Below are 16,271 nucleotides of genomic sequence, written 5' to 3'. Positions count from 1 at the left end.
CCTCGGTGATGATCGTACGGGAGGCGAACCCGATACGCCTGACCCACGTCTTAAGGGTTATGCGTCGGCTCCTCTGGCCCGCCCTCGCCTGCGCCCTGCTCGCCGGCTGCTCGGCCGATCCGTTATGCACGCTCATCGGCACCCCGGTCGGGGTGTCGGTCCAGGTCAAGGGACCGCTGGCGGGTCGTGCCGCGACCGCCTCGATGGAGGTGTGCTGGGACGGCGCCTGCAAACCGGCCCACGTCGAGCTGATGCCGTCCACGCGACCGGGCAAGGAGTCCTGCTCCGGCGACACCTGCTCGGTGACCGCCGTCCCGGACGGTGGCAAGCACGGGTTCGGCGACGTGCCCGGGCTGCCCGACCGGCCGGTGCGGGTGCGGCTGCGACTGCTGGACGCCGACGAGGCGCCGATCCTTGACCGTAGGCTCGACGTCACGCCGCGCCTGCGTTACCCCAATGGACCCGAGTGTGGCGCCGGCGGACCGAACGCCGTGCTCACCGTTGACGGAGCGGGCCTGGTGACGTCCTCGTGATGACCGGGGCATGCATCTGGCTTGGTAAAACTTTCGCTGATTAACACGGCGTTCACATGCGGGCAAAAACCGGGAAACGGCTGTCCATAAGACTCGGCGTGGCTGGAAGGAACCCTGAAAGGACCGCCGTGAGCTACAAGGCTGAGTACATCTGGATCGACGGCACCGAGCCCACGGCTCTGCTGCGCTCGAAGACCAAGATCCTTGCCGACGGAGCCGAGCCTCCGGTCTGGGGCTTCGACGGCTCCAGCACCAACCAGGCCGAAGGGCACTCGTCGGACCGCGTGCTCCGCCCGGTGTTCACCTGCCCCGACCCGATCCGCGGGGGTGACAACGTCCTGGTGCTGGCCGAGGTCGAGGAGATCAACGGCGAGCCGCACGTCAGCAACACCCGCGCCCTGCTGCGCCCGATCGCCGAGCAGTTCGCCGACCAGGAGTCCTGGTTCGGCATCGAGCAGGAATACACCTTCTTCAAGGGCAGCCGCCCGCTCGGCTTCCCGGAGGGCGGCTTCCCTGCCCCGCAGGGCCCGTACTACTGCGGTGTCGGCGCCGACGCCATCTTCGGCCGCGAGATCGTCGAGCTGCACCTCGACCGCTGCCTCGCCGCGGGCCTTGCGATCTCCGGCATCAACGCCGAGGTCATGCCGGGCCAGTGGGAGTTCCAGGTCGGCCCGGCGGGCCCCGTCGAGGTCTCCGACCACATGTGGGTCGCCCGCTACCTGCTCTACAGGACCGCTGAGGAGTTCGGCGTCGAGGCCACTCTCGACCCCAAGCCCGCCCGCGGCGACTGGAACGGTGCCGGCGCGCACACCAACTTCTCCACCAAGGCCATGCGCGAGGGCTACGAGGCCATCATCGCCGCCTGCGAGGCGCTCGGCGAGGGTGACAAGCCCATGGAGCACATCTCGCAGTACGGCTCCGGCGTCGAGGCCCGCCTCACCGGCGCCCACGAGACCGCCCCGTGGAACAAGTACAGCTACGGCGTCTCCAACCGCGGCGCGTCCGTGCGTATCCCGTGGCAGGTCGAGGTGGACAAGAAGGGCTACATCGAGGACCGTCGCCCGAACGCCAACATGGACCCGTACGTCGTCACCCGCCTGCTGGTGAACACCGTCTGCGCGGCCCTGGAGAAGGCCGGCCTGGTCTGACCTTCCTCGTGAAACGGGGCCCCCGGTTCGGGGGCCCCGTTTTCCGTTCATGGGAGGCGGAAGTCCAGGTCGGGAACGATCTCCGCGACGTCCATCTGGGCCTTCTGCAGCCGTCCTGAGTGGTCCCAGTTCATGGCCTGCCAGCGGGTGAACTGGTCGAGCACCCACATGCCCGACTGGCGGCTGCCGTTGCCGGACTTGCCGTTGCCGCCGAAGGGCAGGTGCGCCTCCGCTCCCGAGGTGGAGTTGTTGACGCTGACCATGCCGGCCGAGATGCCCTCGCGGAAACGGAAGGCGTTCTTCGGGTTCGTGGTGTAGATGGAGCTCGACAAGCCGTAGCCGGGCAGGTTCGCCAGCTCGATGGCCTCGTCCAGGGTCTCGAACGTGGTCACGCCCACGATCGGGCCGAACGTCTCCTCCATGAACAGCCGGTCGCCGGGCTTGACGCCGTCGACGACGACCGGGTGGTAGTAGAGACCGTCCTCGCCGTCGAAGTCGCCGCGCGGGTTGTCTTTGGTGATTCTTCCGGTATTTCCTGACACGACGGTGTGGTGCGGCTGGATCCAGGTCAGGTACTCCTCGTACCGCTCGGCGAACTTCTGGTCCAGCAGCGGGCCGGCCAGCACCTCCTGCGTGGGATCGCCGATCCTGGCCTCGCCCACCGCCCGCGCGAACCGCTCCACGAACGCGTCGTGCACGCTCTCGTGCACGATGACCGTGCCAAGACTGGTGCAACGCTGGCCGGCGGTGCCGAAACCGGAGAACAAGGCGCCCTCGATGGCCAGGTCCAGGTCGGCGTCCGGCATGATCACCATCGGGTTCTTGCCGCCCAGCTCCAAGCAGGCGGACTGCAGGTGGCGCCCCGTCAGCTCGCCGATCTTCCTGCCCACCTCGCTGGAGCCGGTGAACCCGACCTTGTTGACGCTGCCCTCGTCCAGGGCCAGCTCCAGGCCGCGGAAGGTCTCGGCGCCGTCGGCGAAGACGACGTTGAGCACGCCGTCCGGCAACCCCGCCGCGACGAAGAGCCGGAACATGGCGTGCGCCGAGGCGGCGGCGTACTCGGCGGGCTTCCAGACGACGGCGTTGCCGCACAGCAGGGCCGGCACCAGATACCACGACGGCACGGCCACGGGGAAGTTCCCCGCAGTGACGACGGCGGCCACGCCCACCGGGTTACGGAAGGTGAAGAGGTTTTTGTCCGGCATCTCCGACGGCACCGTCTGCCCGTAGAGCCTGCGGCCCTCGCCGAGGAAGAAGTCGCACGTGTCCACGATCTCCCGCACCTCGCCGAGCGCCTCGGCGTACGGCTTGCCGATCTCCTCGGTCACCAGCCGCGCCAGCCGCTCGGTGTTGGCCTCGACCAGCCGCCCGATGGAGGCGATCACCCGGCCCCGCACCGGGGCGGGCACCCTGGCCCACTCGCGCTGGGCCTCCTTGGCGGTGCGGCAGGCGTCGGCGAACGTGCCGGCGTCGGCCATTCCGACCCGGGCCACGACCTCGCTCGGCCGGGCGGGGTTGGTCGATTCGTACGTGGTCGTGGCGGCGGCTTCCTTGCCGCCCACGATGGAAACGATTTGTCGGCTCACCGGGCCCTCCTCATAGGTTCTGCGGCAAGACAATCATCCCGCCGTAAGAAACCCAACTCTCAGCCGCTCTCGAGGGCCAGCCTACGCAGCTCCGGGCCGTAGGACGGGTCGGCGAGGGCCGCGGCGAACTGGGCCTTGAGGTAGTTGAGCGGCGAGCCCGTGTCCCACCAGGTGCCGTCGATGACCTGCCCGTACACCGGGTGCCTGGCGGCGTGGCGGTGCAGGGCGTCGGTGAGGTAGATCTCGCCCTCGGGGTTCTCGTGCCACTTGCGCGTCGCGGCCTCCAGCTCCTCGACGACGCCGGGGGTGACGACGTAGCCACCGATGGCGGCGTACCGGGACGGGGCCTGCTCCGGGGACGGCTTCTCCACCAGGCCCGAGATCCGCAGCCGGCCGCCGCCCAGGTCCTCCTCGACGACAGGGACGCCGTAGCGGGAGGCGTCCTCGACCGCCATCGGCATCAAGGCCAGGACGGGGGCCTTCGCGGCCTCGTACGCGCTCTTGAGCTGCTTGGCGCGCGGCACCTCGGCCACGAACACGTCGTCGGCCCAGAGCACCATGAAGGGCTCGTCCCCGATGACGCGGGCGGCGTTGAGCACGGGCGTGCCGTTGCCGTAGGGGCCGTTCTGGTACAGGTACGTGATGTGGGCCATGGACGACAACTCCGCCACCGCGTCGGCCAGGTCGTCCTTGCCGGCGGCGCGCAGCTGCAACTCCAGGTCGGCGTCCGGGGCGAAGTGCCGCTGCACGAGGTCCTTGCGGGCCGAGGTGACGATGATGATCTCGTCGATGCCGGAGTCCACGAGCTCGCGGATGGTGTGCTCGATGACGGGTTTGTCGCCGATCGGCAGCATCTCCTTCGGCAGCGCCTTCGTCAGGGGCAGCAGCCGGGTGCCCAGGCCGGCCACCGGGATCACGGCTTTGCGGACCATGCCACTCTCCTTGATCGACGTGAGGGGAGAGTGCCGACCTTACCTCAGGCGGTTTCCTTGATCACTTCGTGGATCGTGTGCCACGCGGCCCGCGGCCAGGGGAACCCCTCAGCCGGTGAATCGTTCGGTTCGCCACGGCAATTCTCCGGAGCGGATGGAAAAGTACTGAATTCCATTCTTCGCGGCCCAATGACATTTACCAAGAACGGCTCTGGGCTGGAGAGTCCGCCGAGCTCGCGATGTCCCGTTGGGTGATGACCGCCAGGCGTTCGGCCAGGTCGGCCAGGGCGCGGGAGGCGGCCAGCTCGTCCCCGATCTCAGGCACCGAAGGGTCGGACGGATTGCGCCTGGCCCGCCCGTCACCCCTGATCACGGTGCCGTCGTCAATGGTGAGCGCTGCCCGCGCAGCCGTGTCGTCGCCGTCCTCGGTCAGCAGGATGCGCACGTTCCATTCTTTTTCTTTCATGGCGCACGGGCTGCCCCTTGGCGGCCCGGCGAAACCGTGGTCGTTTGTCACGCGGCAGCCCGCCCGCCTATGCGGTGAAATCGGCAAAATCGAAGCCCGGGGACACGACGCAGCTCACCAGGACGGGCTCGTCGCCTGCCGGGCGGGCCGACTGCCACACCCCGCCGGGGACGATCGCCTGCGGCACCTGCCCGTCCTCCACCTGCGGGCCCAGCCTGACCGTCGTGTCGCCGACGGTCAGACTGAGGGGCCCGCCGCGGTGCCACAGCCACACCTCGTCCGACCTGACCATGTGCGGCACCGACTCCTCGCCCGGGTTCAGCAGGAAGTAGATGCCGGTGGCGCTGGCCCGCGGTCCGTCGTATCCGTCCGGGTGGAACGTCACCGCCGACCTCCACGTCTCCCGGAACCAGCCACCCTCGGGGTGGGGGAGCAGGTCGAGGGCGGCGGCGACGGGCGGCCGCTCGACGAACGCCACCGGGGCGCCCGTGACGTCCCGGCGCAGGAAGCGGGTGCCGTCGAGGACGAGTTGCCCCTCCAGCGGGCTGGCGAGGGCCGCGGCCTCGTCGGGCACCTCGATGGCCGGGCCGTCGGGATAGGTCTTCAGCTCCACTCAGCCGATTTTAGGGATAGAGATCGGGAAGGGTGGCACCTGCCCGTCTGCGGCGGCCGGCCGACGGTCAGAGCTTCACCGAGGGGATGTCCCCGACTTGCGGCGAAATGTCGGTCGGGCTGGTTAGTCTGCGGCAGGTGGTCGAACGGTGGAGCCGGGATCAGGTGCTCGCTCTCGCCCCCGACGCCTCCTCCCAGAAGGCTGCCCAAGGGGTCGCGGCGCCGGGGAAGTGGTCGTCGCGCGGCGCGACGGGCACGGTCGTGTACGGCGAGTGCAAGGGCAGCGGGGCCAGGCCTTACCTGGCGTGCGTCGACCTGACCGAGCCCGCCTACCGGTGCAGTTGCCCGAGCCGGAAGTTCCCCTGCAAGCATGCGCTCGGGCTGCTGCTCATGTGGTCCGCCGACGGGGTGCCGGAGGCGGAGGCGGCGCCGCAGTGGGTGACGGAGTGGCAGGAGGCGCGGGCGGAACGCGCGGACAAAGCGGCGGCCCGCCTCGATGCCGCCCGGGCCAAGGCCGCCGGCTCACCAGCGGACGCCGAGCCGGCACGTCAGGGCCAGGCCGGTTCGAGCGCCGAGCACGCACGTCAGGGGCGCGCCGAGTCCCCGCGCCACGCGCGGGTCGCCTCCGGGCTGGCCGAGGTGGAGCGGTGGCTGGCCGACCAGGTGCGCCAGGGGTTGGCCGGGGCCGCCGAGCATGACTGGGACGGCCTGGCCAAACGCCTCATCGACGCCCAGGCGCCCGGCGTCGCGGGCGCGGTCTCGCGCCTGGCGCAGGTGCGGGCGGAGGACGACTGGCCGGGGCGGCTCCTGGAGGAATACACCCTGATCAACCTGCTCGCCGTCGCCTACCGGCGGCGCTCCGAGCTGCCCGGCCCGCTGGCCCAGACCGTCCTCATCCGCACCGGCTTCCCGGTCACCAGGGAAGAGGTGCTGGCCGGTCCCGCGACACGCGACCAATGGGACGTGCTGGGCAGGCGGGACGAGGTGCAGGACCGGCTGACAGCCCGCCGCGTCTGGCTCCGTGGCCGCGCCACCGGCCGACCGGCGCTGATCCTGTCCTTCGCGCCGCAGGGCCAGCCCTTGGACGCCTCCCTGGTCACCGGCACCACCATCGACGCCGACGTGACCTTCTACCCCGGTGCCGCGCCGCTGCGCGCTCTGGTCGCCGCCCGCCATGACGCCGTCCCCGCGGCCGTACCGGCCGGGGTGTCGCCGGAGGAGGCGCTCGACGAGGTGGCGGGGGCGCTGGCCGAGGACCCGTGGACCGAGTCCTGGCCCCTCGTCCTGGCAGGAGTGGTTCCCGAGCGCACCACACTCGGAGGTCTCCCGCTGCACCCGCGGTCCCGTGACCCCTGGCGGCTGATCGCCGTCTCCGGAGGACACCCGCTCACGGTGGCCGCCGAATGGACGCCGCAGGGCCTGCGCCCCCTGACCACGTGGGACGACGAGGGAACGGCGGTGATCCTGTCATGAGCACGTGGGAGGAGCTGGCGTCGGCGGCGCTCGTGGGCACCGACCGCAGGCCTTACGACGGCGTGCTGCTGGAGGACGCGGCCGTCGAGGTGGCCAGGCGGCGGGCCGGGGGCGGGCTCCGGCGCCCGGGCGAGGTGGCGCCGCCGGCGCCCGCGCCCGAGGAGGAGCGCCCCGCCGTCGCCAGGCGCGGGGCCGAGCGCCTGGTCAGGATCCTGGGTGGCGAGCACGAAAGACTGCTGCCCGAATGGCTGGCCGCGGCGGCCGGGACCGGCCGCCGAGTGCCTCCTTATGTGCTGCCGGAGCTGCTCGAACGCGGCCGCCGCGACCGCTCCATCCGGGTCCATCTGGGCGTGCTGGCCGGGCAGCGCGGCAGGTGGCTGGCCGGGCAGAACCCGGCGTGGGCATACCTGCTGGAGGAGCCGACGGGGGAGACGTGGGAGCTGGGCGGCGCGGCTGACCGGCGAGCCCACCTGCGTGCACTCAGGGCGGCCGACCCCGCCCAGGCCAGGCGGCTGCTGGAGAGCACATGGGAACGCGAGACGCCTGACGACCGGGCCGAGTTCGTGGACGTGCTGGGCGACGGGCTGAGCATGGACGACGAGCCGTTCCTGGAGTCGGCGCTGGACGACCGCCGCAGGGAGGTGCGCCAGGCGGCCGCCAACCTGCTCGCCCGGCTTCCCGGCTCGCGCCTGTCCCGGCGGATGGCCGAGCGGGTGCGGGCGTGCGTCGCCATCAGCGGCAACCTCATCGCCATCGAGGCCCCTCGCGCGTGCGACAAGGCCATGGAACGCGACGGCGTCCGGCCCAAACCGCCCAGGGGCATCGGCGAGCGGGCCTGGTGGCTCCAGCAGGTCATCGCCCGCGCGCCGCTCGCGGTGTGGGGCCACCCGCCCGCCCAGTTGCTCCGGATGCGGATCCCGGACTGGGACGCCGACGTGAAGGCGGCCTGGGTACGCGCCGCCGTGCTGCAGAAGGATCCCGAGTGGGCGCGGGCGATGTTCGGATGGGACCCGATCGCGGACCTCCTGGAGTCCCTCCCGCCTGACGAGCAGCAGGAACTCGCCGCCGATTTCGTACGAAATCATGATCTGGACAGCCAGCTCATCATGGTCCTGGGCGGGGTGTCGTCCCACTGGCGCGAAGGCCTGGCCACGGCCGTGCTCCGCAAGATCGTGAAAGTGGCCACCACGCAGCCGTGGAACCTCGGCGAGCTGGTCAAGCTGGCCGGCGAGCGCATCGACCCGGCGCTGTTCCCGCTGGCCGAGAGCTACTCGCCGGTCGAGTCCATCCAGCAGGTCGCCGCGCTGCTGCGGTTCAGGGCCGACATGTACAGGGAACTCAAGGAGACTTCATGACCGTTCTGCGCCCGCACGCGGAGGACCAGTACGCCGAGGAGCTGGCCCTCCTGGCCAAGGACGACGACCGGCCCAGACCTCCGGGCTGGAAGTTGTCGCCGTGGGCCGTCACCACGTACATCCTGGGCGACGGCGACCGTGTCACCCCGAAATACGTGGGCGCGCGCCGCATCGTCGAGGTGGCCGTCGCCACGTTGGCGACCGACCGCGCATTGCTGCTGCTCGGCGTGCCCGGCACGGCCAAGACGTGGTTGTCGGAGCACCTGGCCGCCGCCATCAGCGGCGACTCGACGCTGCTCGTGCAGGGCACCGCCGGCACCGCGGAAGAGGCCATCAGGTACGGCTGGAACTACGCCAGACTGCTGGCCGAAGGCCCCTCGTTCGAGGCGCTGACCCCCTCGCCGGTGATGCGGGCGATGGCGGAGGGCCGCATCGCCAGGGTCGAGGAGCTGACCCGCATGCCGTCGGACGTACAGGACGCTCTGATCACCGTCCTGTCGGAGAAGACACTGCCGATCCCCGAGCTCAACCGCGAGGTGCAGGCCGAGCGCGGCTTCAACGTCATCGCCACCGCCAACGACCGCGACCGGGGCGTCAACGAGCTGTCGAGTGCGCTGCGCCGCCGGTTCAACACCGTGGTGCTGCCGGTGCCGGCCACCGCCGAGGAGGAGGTGGACATCGTGGCCCGCCGCGTCACCCAGCTCGGGCAGGCGTTGCAGCTGCCGGAGACGACGACGGGGCACGCCGAGATCCGGCGGGTGGTGACGGTGTTCCGTGAGCTGCGCATGGGCGTCACCGAGGACGGGCGCACCAAGCTCAAGTCGCCGAGCGGCACCCTGTCCACCGCCGAGGCCATCTCCGTCCTCACCAGCGGCATCGCGCTGGCCGCCCACTTCGGCGACGGCGTGCTGCGCCCGGCCGACGTGGCGGCCGGGATCGTGGGGGCGGTGGTGCAGGAGCCGGTGTCGGATCGGGTGGTGTGGCGCGAATACCTCGAGACCGTCGTGCGGGAGCGTTCGGACTGGCGTGACTTCTATCGCGCGTGCCGCGAGGTCTCATGAGTGTGCACGTTCTGGGCGTACGGCACCATGGGCCGGGGTCGGCGCGGGCCGTCCGGGCGGAGCTGGAGCGGCTGCGCCCCGACGCGATCCTCATCGAGGGCCCGCCCGAGGCGGACCCGCTCGTCTCGCTCGCCCCGGAGCTGGAGCCGCCCGTCGCGCTGCTCGCGCATGTGCCGGGCGCGCCGGCCAGGGCAGCCTTCTGGCCGTTCGCCGGGTTCTCGCCGGAGTGGCAGGCCATCCTGTACGGCACCGCCGCCGGCGTCCCCGTGCACTTCTGCGACCTGCCCGCGGCCCACTCCCTGGCCGATGACCGGGATGAGGAAATATCCGATATGCGCGCCGACCCGATCGGCTCCCTCGCCGCGGCCGCCGGATACGACGACCCCGAACGCTGGTGGGAGGACGTCGTCGAGCACCGCGGCGACACGCCTTTCGAGGTGATCGCCGACGCCATGGCGGCCGTACGCGAGGGCTACGAGCCGGACGAGCGGGAGGCCAGGCGCGAGGCGTACATGCGCAAGACCCTCCGCACGGCGCTCAAACAGGGCCACGGCCGGATCGCGGTGATCTGCGGGGCCTGGCATGTTCCGGCGCTGGCCGGGCCGCTGCCGCCCGCGACGGCGGACAACGCGCTGCTGCGCGGACTGCCGAAGGTGAAGGCCGAGCTGACCTGGGTGCCGTGGACGTACGGGCGGCTGGCCTCGTGGAGCGGCTACGGCGCGGGCATCACGTCGCCGGGCTGGTACCACCACCTGTTCACCGCGCCCGACCGGCCCGTGGAGCGGTGGCTGGCCCAGGCGGCCGCGGTGCTGCGCGACGAGGGGCTGGCGGTGTCGTCCGCGCACGTCATCGAGTCCGTACGCCTCGCCGGCAGCCTGGCCGCGCTGCGCGGCCGTCCGCTGGCCGGGTTGAGCGAGGTCACCGAGGCGGCCAGGGCCGTGTTGTGCGAAGGCGACGACCTGGCCGTGGAGCTGATCCAGCGGCGCATGGTCGTGGGCGACCGGCTGGGCCACGTCTCCGACGGCACGCCGATGGTGCCGCTGCAGCGGGATCTGCGCGACCAGCAGCGGCGGCTGAAGCTGAAACCGGAGGCCCTCGACCGCGAGATCGATCTCGACCTGCGCAAGCCCCTCGACCTCGATCGCAGCCACCTGCTGCACCGGCTGCGGCTGCTCGGCATCGGCTGGGGGACACCGGGGCAGGCGCGCGGGAGGGGAACGTTCAGGGAGACGTGGACGCTGCGGTGGCGCCCGGAGCACGATCTCGCCCTCATCGAGCACGCCGCGCTGGGCACCACCGTCGACGCCGCGGCCGCGCAGCGGGCCAGAGACGTGGCGGGGGCGCCGGTGGCGGCGCTGGCGGACCTGACGTCGCTGGTCGAGCAGTGCCTGCTCGCCCACCTGCCGCAGGCGCTGCCCGAGGTGCTGGCCGCGCTGTCGGCCAAGGCTGCCCTGGACACCGACGTCACCCACCTGATGGCGGCGCTGCCCGCGATGGTGCGCGCCCATCGGTACGGCGACGTGCGCGGCACCTCGGCCGAAGGGCTGGCGGCGATCGTGCGCTCGATGCTGGAGCGGATCTGCGTCGGGCTGCCGGTGGCGGTGACCGGGCTGGACGACGAGACGGCGGCCGACCTGCTCAAGCACGTCGACGCGGTCCACGCCGCCGTGGCCCTGCTCACGGAGTCGGATGCGGGCGCGGCACCGAGAGACCGGTGGCTGGTGACGCTCCGGGATCTCAGCGACCGGCAGGACCTGCACGGGCTCATCGAAGGCCGGCTGACCAGGATCCTCCTGGACTCGGGCGAGCTCCAGGACGCCGGTGACCGCATGTCCAGGGCCATGTCCAGAGGCCATACGCCATCCAGGGCGGCGGCCTGGGTCGAAGGCTTCCTGGCCGGGGGCGGGCTGCTGCTGGTGCACGACCCGCGCCTGCTGGGCCTGGTGGACGGCTGGCTCTCCGGGCTGTCCGGCGATCAGTTCACCGATGTGCTGCCGTTGCTGCGCCGCACGTTCGGGAGTTTCGCCGTACCGGAGCGCCGGGCCGTCGGGGAGCGCGTCCGCTCGGCCGGGCGCACGGAAGCGCACGGGGAGCAGGGCGTGGACGAGCGGCGCGCGGCGGCGGCCGTCGCCACCGTGCTGGCGATCCTCGGGAAGGCGGACGGATGAGCGCGGCAGACGATGAGCGGATGCGGCGGTGGCGGCTGGTGCTGGGCGGCGGGGACGCCGACGGCACCGGGTGCGGGCTGCAGGGCGTGGACGTGCGGATGGACGCGGCCCTCGCCGCCGTCTACGGCCAGGACGGCCGGGAGGGCGGGCTGGGCGCGTCGGCGCCGCGGGTAGCCCGCTGGCTGGGCGACATCAGGACCTACTTCCCCTCCACGGTCGTCCAGGTCATGCAGAAGGACGCGATCGAGAAGCTCAACCTCACCAGGCTGCTGCTGGAGCCGGAGATGCTCGAGGCGGTGGAGCCCGACGTGCACCTGGTCGGCACCTTGCTGGCGCTCAACAAGGTCATGCCCGACCAGGCGCGCGAGTCGGCCAGGGCCGTGGTGCGCAGGGTGGTGGACGAGCTCGAACGCAGGCTCGCGCAGAAGACCAGGGCGGCCGTGACGGGCGCACTCGACCGCGCGGCCAGGACACACCGGCCCAAACGCGTGGCCGACATTGACTGGGACCGGACGATCAGGGCGAACCTCAAGAACTACCTGCCGGAGCACAACACCATCGTCCCGTCGCGGCTCATCGGCTACGCCCGGAGGCAGCGGTCGGTGCAGCGCGAGGTGGTGCTGTGCATCGACCAGAGCGGGTCGATGGCGGCCTCGGTGGTGTATTCGAGCGTGTTCGGGGCAGTGCTGGCGTCGATGCGGTCGCTCAAGACGTCGCTGGTGGTGTTCGACACGGCTGTGGTGGATCTCACCGAGCGGCTGCACGATCCGGTCGAGCTGCTGTTCGGCACGCAGCTCGGCGGCGGCACCGACATCAACCGGGCCATCGCCTACTGCCAGGGGCTCATCACCAGGCCGGCCGACTCGATCTTCATCCTGATCAGCGATCTGTACGAGGGCGGCGTCCGGCAGGAGATGCTGCGCAGGGTGGCCGCGATGACGCAGGCCGGCGTACAGGTGATCGTGCTGCTGGCGTTGTCCGACGAGGGCGCGCCGTTCTACGACCACGACAACGCCGCCGCGCTGGCGGCGATGGGCGTGCCGGCGTTCGCGTGCACACCGGACGCGTTCCCCGACCTGATGGCGGCGGCCATCGAGCGGCGCGACATCGCCCAGTGGGCCGAGCGGCACATGAGCGCGTGAGACCGCGACCCCGCATCGGGGCCGCGGTCTCATGACGCTCAGTGGGCGGCCTGTTCCGGCCGGGCCCGGCGGGGCAGCAGGAACGACAGCGCCAGCGTCAGCATCAGCAGTCCGGCCTCGACCCAGACCGTGACCTGCATCGACGCCCCGAAGCTCCATTCCCTGGCGAGCAGGTTGAAGAACAGCGTCCCCAGCACGGCGGTGCCGAGCGCGCCGCCCAGTTGCTGGATCGCGGTCAGCGTGCCGTTGGCGGAGCCGGACTCGTGCGGCTCGACCCCGGCGAGCACGATGTCGAAGAACGGCGCCATGGTCAGGCCCATCCCGATGCCGACGAGGCCGAGACCGGGGGCGAGCTGCCAGCCGGTGACGTCGACCCCGGCCAGGTGGATGGTCAGGGCGAGCACGGCCGCGCCGGCCGCCATGACGACGGTGCCGATCTGCAGCAGGCCGCGGCCGAGCTTCTCCTGCAGGCCGGACATCGCCAGGCCGAAGCCGAGCACGCCCCCCACGGCCTGCGGCAGTCCAGCGAGACCGGCCTGCAGCGGCGTGAACCCGAGTCCCACCTGGGTGTAAAGGCTGAAGACCAGGCCGAAGCCCATCATGCCGGAGAAGAACGCCAGACCGGCCACCAGGCCGCCGGTGAAGGCCCGCTTGCGGAACAGCCCCGGCGTGACCAGCGGGTCCTTGCCCGCTTTGGCGCGACGCGACTCGTAGCGGCCGAACACCGCGAACAACACGATCGAGGCCGCTATCGAGGCGAACGTCCACGCGGGCCAGCCCAGCTCGCGGCCCTGGATGAGCGGGTAGATCAGCAGGAACGCGGCCACCGACACCAGTGCCACGCCGCCGAGGTCGAGCCTGGTGGCGTTCGAGAGGCGGAACTCCGGCAGGAACCGCATCGCGGCCAGCGCGGCGGCCAGTCCGATCGGCAGGTTGATGAGGAAGATCATGCGCCAGCCGGTGCCGAAGAAGTCGGCGTCGACCAGCCAGCCGGCCAGGATGGGGCCGCCTACCGACGAGATGGCCATGACCGGGCCGAACAGGCCGAACGCCTTGCCCAGCTCGCGCGGCGGGAACATCTCCTTGATCAGGCCCAGGCCCTGCGGGATCATCACGGCCCCGAACAGGCCCTGCAACACCCGGCTGCCGACCAGCATCGCCGGGCTGACCGCGACCCCGCACAGCAGCGAGGCGGCGGTGAAGCCGAAGGCGCCGATCAGGAACATGCGCTTCCTGCCGTACAGGTCGCCGAGCCGGCCGCCGGTGATCAGGCCGACGGCCATGGCCAGCGTGTAGCCGGCGCTCAGCCACTGCACGAGGCTGTCGGAGCCGCCGAGCTCCTTCTGGATGGTGGGGGCGGCGATCGTGGTCACGAGCGCGTCGAGTAAGTCCATGACCTCGGCGGCCAGGATCACGAAGAGCGCGACCCAGCGCCAGCGATATGGCTGCACCTCGGTGGCCGCCACGGAGGCGGTGGTCGTCATAGGGACTCCTTAGGTGGAAAACGGTGTTCTAGAGACGAACGCTGTTCGTTACGAACACCGTTTTAGTGACGAACCACGTTCGTGTCAAGTACGCTGTTCGTATGGATCGTGAGAGGACAGAAGGCGTGCCGGCGCCGCCATGGCGTAAGTCGCGCAGGTCGGCGCCGCCCAAGCGGCAGCTGAGCCAGGAGCTGATCGTCGAGGCCGGGCTCCGGATCCTGGACGCCGAAGGGCTCGACGCGCTCAGCATGAGACGCGTCGCCCAGGAGCTCGACACCGGTCCGGCCTCGCTCTACGCGCACGTGGCCAACAAGGACGAGCTGCTGGAGCTGGTCTATGACCGGGTGCTCGGCGAGATCCGGCTGCCCGAACGTGATCCGGCGCGATGGAAGGAGCAACTACGCGCTTACGCCATGGAGGTGCACCGCGTGCTCGCCGCCCACGCCGACGTGGCCAGGGCGGCGCTGGCCAACATCCCCACGGGGGAGAACTCGATCCGCAACGGCGAGTTCGTCTTCGGGCTGCTGATCGAGGCCGGCATGGCCCCGCGTCAGGCGTCCATGGCGATGGACCGGCTCTCCCTGTACGTCGTGGGCGACGCCTACGAGGGCTCCCTGCACTACGCGCGGATGCGGGAGGCCGGGCTGACCGATCCAGGGGAGTACTTCGAGCACTTCGCCGGGCAGATCGCCGCCTACTACCGGGAGTTGCCGGCGGAGCGGTTCCCCACCGTGAGCAAGTTCGTCGACGATCTCATCGCCGACGACGGCGAGGACCGTTTCTGTTACGGGCTGGAGCTGCTGCTCGACGGCATCGAGGCGCGCATGCCTTAGGGCGAAGGGCCCAGGACCGCCTAGGTCCCCCGCCCGATGTGCCGACCGGTGGCCCGGCCATAGCGTTCCCGCCATGACGACGACTGTTGAGAGATCGGAAACGGCGGGCGTGGTGTCCGCTCCCTACCGGGCACTGAGCTTCGGGCTCGTCGCGATCGTGACGTTGCTGGCGTTCGAGGCGATGGCGGTGGCCACGGCCATGCCCGTGGTGGCCCGCGAGCTGCGCGGCATGCACCTGTACAACCTGGCCTTCAGCGCCACCCTGGCGGCCAGCGTGATCGCGACGGTGCTCGGCGGGCGGTGGAGCGACCGGCGGGGCCCGGTGGAGCCGATCGCGGCCGGCGTGGCGACCTTCGTGGCCGGGCTGCTGCTGGCCGGGTTCGCGCCGAACATGGAGATGTTCGTCGCCGGCCGGTTCGTGCAGGGGCTCGGGGCCGGGGCGACCCAGGTCGCGTTGTACGTGCTGGTCGCCCGGGTCTATCCGGGCGCCCTGCATCCCAAGGTGTTCGCCCTGTTCTCGGCCGCGTGGGTGGTGCCGTCCATGGTCGGGCCCGCGATCGCCGGGTTCGTGGTCGAGAACGCCGACTGGCGGTGGATCTTCCTCGGCGTCTCACTGATCGTCGTGCCGTCGGCGCTGCTGCTCTGGCGCGGCATCACCGGACGGGACCTGCGAGGCGGCACCGCCGGGCGCGATCTGCAGGGCGGCACCGCCGAGCCGGCCCCCGCGCCCGGCCTTGGCCGCAAGCTCGTCTGGGCCTCGCTGACCGCCGTCGCCGCCGCCCTCATCCAGTACGGCAGCGCGCTGAAGCTCGCCGGCCTGCCCCTCCTCGCCGCCGGCGTCGTCCTGCTGGCCGTGGCCCTGCCCAAGCTGCTCCTGCCGGGTTCGCTCAGGGCCGCCCCCGGCCTGCCCACCGCGCCCGTGCTGCGCGGCCTCGCGTTCGGCTCGCTCACCGCGGCCCAGGTGCTCATCCCGCTCATGCTGATCAACGAACGCGGGCTCAGCGCCACGGGGGCGGGCGTCGTGCTCACCGTCGGCGCGCTCGGCTGGTCCACCGGCTCCTGGATCAAGGGCCGCGGCCGCATGAGCCATATGACCGCCATCCGCGGCGGCGCCGCCCTGCTCACGCTCGGGCTCGCACTGGTGACGCTCGTGCTGATCGACGCGGTTCCGCTCGCGCTCGCGTACGTGGCCATGCCCCTGGCCGGGCTCGGCATCGGCGCGCTGCACCCGACGGTGTCGGTCCTGGTGCTGGAGATGTCGCGAGAGGGCGAGGAAGGCCACAACAGCGCGGCCGTGGGCGTGGGGGAGTCGGTGTTCACCGTGGTGGCCGTCGCGGGCAGCGGCGCCCTGTTCACCGCCACCTCCGAGAACTACGCGATCGGCCTGGCCTCCACCGTCGCGCTCGCGTTCCTGGCCTTCCTTCTGGCCCCGCGTTTGGTGCGATCCGCGCGAGCAGGCACTATGGAATGAACGCGTC

At 71.3% G+C, this 16,271-nt stretch carries 14 protein-coding genes; 9 read left to right on the top strand and 5 right to left on the bottom strand.

The window, feature by feature from the left end:
- Window positions 1–59: 59 nt before the first annotated feature.
- On the top strand, window positions 60–533 hold the full coding sequence (locus EDD27_RS27520; RefSeq protein ID WP_127934948.1) for a hypothetical protein: 474 nt from the start codon (window positions 60–62) through the stop codon (window positions 531–533).
- Between the two features lie 128 nt (window positions 534–661).
- Window positions 662–1,681 (top strand): glutamine synthetase, encoded by a 1,020-nt coding sequence (glnII, locus tag EDD27_RS27515; protein ID WP_127934947.1) that lies wholly within the window; start codon window positions 662–664, stop codon window positions 1,679–1,681.
- A gap of 47 nt (window positions 1,682–1,728) precedes the next feature.
- Here the strand turns inward: glnII and EDD27_RS27510 are convergent, their stop codons facing one another.
- The 4 genes from EDD27_RS27510 to EDD27_RS27495 form a co-directional block, all read right to left on the bottom strand.
- Entirely contained in the window at window positions 1,729–3,267 is a 1,539-nt protein-coding gene (locus EDD27_RS27510) for an aldehyde dehydrogenase family protein (RefSeq protein WP_127934946.1), read from the bottom strand.
- Between the two features lie 59 nt (window positions 3,268–3,326).
- A complete protein-coding gene (locus EDD27_RS27505; RefSeq protein ID WP_127934945.1) occupies window positions 3,327–4,199 on the bottom strand; it encodes a UTP--glucose-1-phosphate uridylyltransferase in 873 nt (290 codons plus the stop codon).
- A gap of 196 nt (window positions 4,200–4,395) precedes the next feature.
- Complete coding sequence (locus EDD27_RS27500) at window positions 4,396–4,665, bottom strand: DUF1876 domain-containing protein (protein WP_127934944.1); 270 nt, start codon at window positions 4,663–4,665, stop codon at window positions 4,396–4,398.
- Between the two features lie 67 nt (window positions 4,666–4,732).
- A complete protein-coding gene (locus EDD27_RS27495; protein ID WP_241564284.1) occupies window positions 4,733–5,278 on the bottom strand; it encodes a cupin domain-containing protein in 546 nt (181 codons plus the stop codon).
- A gap of 137 nt (window positions 5,279–5,415) precedes the next feature.
- On the opposite strand from EDD27_RS27495, the gene EDD27_RS27490 reads away from it, so the two are divergent.
- Genes EDD27_RS27490 through EDD27_RS27470 form a run of 5 tightly spaced genes read left to right on the top strand, consistent with a single transcriptional unit; the run spans window position 5,416 to window position 12,476 of the window.
- Entirely contained in the window at window positions 5,416–6,750 is a 1,335-nt protein-coding gene (locus tag EDD27_RS27490) for an SWIM zinc finger family protein (protein WP_241564283.1), read from the top strand.
- Complete coding sequence (locus EDD27_RS27485; protein ID WP_241564282.1) at window positions 6,747–8,105, top strand: DUF5691 domain-containing protein; 1,359 nt, start codon at window positions 6,747–6,749, stop codon at window positions 8,103–8,105. Before EDD27_RS27490 ends, EDD27_RS27485 begins: the two co-directional genes overlap by 4 nt.
- The gene (locus EDD27_RS27480; RefSeq protein WP_127934943.1) at window positions 8,102–9,166 is read left to right on the top strand and encodes an ATP-binding protein; all 1,065 of its coding nucleotides are present in this window, start codon (window positions 8,102–8,104) and stop codon (window positions 9,164–9,166) included. The genes EDD27_RS27485 and EDD27_RS27480 overlap by 4 nt, the downstream gene beginning before the upstream one ends.
- Window positions 9,163–11,334 (top strand): DUF5682 family protein, encoded by a 2,172-nt coding sequence (locus EDD27_RS27475; protein WP_127934942.1) that lies wholly within the window; start codon window positions 9,163–9,165, stop codon window positions 11,332–11,334. Before EDD27_RS27480 ends, EDD27_RS27475 begins: the two co-directional genes overlap by 4 nt.
- The gene (locus EDD27_RS27470) at window positions 11,331–12,476 is read left to right on the top strand and encodes a VWA domain-containing protein (protein ID WP_127934941.1); all 1,146 of its coding nucleotides are present in this window, start codon (window positions 11,331–11,333) and stop codon (window positions 12,474–12,476) included. Before EDD27_RS27475 ends, EDD27_RS27470 begins: the two co-directional genes overlap by 4 nt.
- Before the next feature lie 38 nt (window positions 12,477–12,514).
- Here the strand turns inward: EDD27_RS27470 and EDD27_RS27465 are convergent, their stop codons facing one another.
- The gene (locus EDD27_RS27465) at window positions 12,515–13,960 is read right to left on the bottom strand and encodes an MFS transporter (protein ID WP_127934940.1); all 1,446 of its coding nucleotides are present in this window, start codon (window positions 13,958–13,960) and stop codon (window positions 12,515–12,517) included.
- A gap of 101 nt (window positions 13,961–14,061) precedes the next feature.
- Between EDD27_RS27465 and EDD27_RS27460 the strand changes: the two genes are divergently transcribed.
- Together EDD27_RS27460 and EDD27_RS27455 are read left to right on the top strand one after the other, a co-directional pair.
- Window positions 14,062–14,793, top strand: coding sequence for a TetR/AcrR family transcriptional regulator C-terminal domain-containing protein (locus tag EDD27_RS27460; protein WP_127934939.1), 732 nt, complete (start codon window positions 14,062–14,064; stop codon window positions 14,791–14,793).
- A 73-nt stretch (window positions 14,794–14,866) separates the two neighbouring features.
- Window positions 14,867–16,264 carry an MFS transporter gene (locus EDD27_RS27455; RefSeq protein ID WP_241564281.1) on the top strand — a complete coding sequence of 466 codons (1,398 nt, stop codon included), beginning with the start codon at window positions 14,867–14,869 and terminating at the stop codon, window positions 16,262–16,264.
- Window positions 16,265–16,271: the final 7 nt, after the last annotated feature.

The sequence above is a fragment of the Nonomuraea polychroma genome, assembly GCF_004011505.1.
GTDB lineage: Bacteria > Actinomycetota > Actinomycetes > Streptosporangiales > Streptosporangiaceae > Nonomuraea > Nonomuraea polychroma.
This window is presented reverse-complemented; position numbering and strand designations above follow the sequence as displayed.

What these genes read in the sequence shown, in the direction of transcription:
- EDD27_RS27520 (WP_127934948.1), top strand. Translation starts at nt 60, where the DNA reads ATGCGTCGGCTCCTCTGGCCCGCCCTCGCCTGCGCCCTGCTCGCCGGC.
- EDD27_RS27505 (WP_127934945.1), bottom strand. Translation starts at nt 4,199, where the DNA reads ATGGTCCGCAAAGCCGTGATCCCGGTGGCCGGCCTGGGCACCCGGCTG.
- EDD27_RS27500 (WP_127934944.1), bottom strand. Translation starts at nt 4,665, where the DNA reads ATGAAAGAAAAAGAATGGAACGTGCGCATCCTGCTGACCGAGGACGGC.
- EDD27_RS27485 (WP_241564282.1), top strand. Translation starts at nt 6,747, where the DNA reads ATGAGCACGTGGGAGGAGCTGGCGTCGGCGGCGCTCGTGGGCACCGAC.
- EDD27_RS27480 (WP_127934943.1), top strand. Translation starts at nt 8,102, where the DNA reads ATGACCGTTCTGCGCCCGCACGCGGAGGACCAGTACGCCGAGGAGCTG.
- EDD27_RS27475 (WP_127934942.1), top strand. Translation starts at nt 9,163, where the DNA reads ATGAGTGTGCACGTTCTGGGCGTACGGCACCATGGGCCGGGGTCGGCG.
- EDD27_RS27470 (WP_127934941.1), top strand. Translation starts at nt 11,331, where the DNA reads ATGAGCGCGGCAGACGATGAGCGGATGCGGCGGTGGCGGCTGGTGCTG.
- EDD27_RS27465 (WP_127934940.1), bottom strand. Translation starts at nt 13,960, where the DNA reads ATGACGACCACCGCCTCCGTGGCGGCCACCGAGGTGCAGCCATATCGC.
- EDD27_RS27460 (WP_127934939.1), top strand. Translation starts at nt 14,062, where the DNA reads ATGGATCGTGAGAGGACAGAAGGCGTGCCGGCGCCGCCATGGCGTAAG.
- EDD27_RS27455 (WP_241564281.1), top strand. Translation starts at nt 14,867, where the DNA reads ATGACGACGACTGTTGAGAGATCGGAAACGGCGGGCGTGGTGTCCGCT.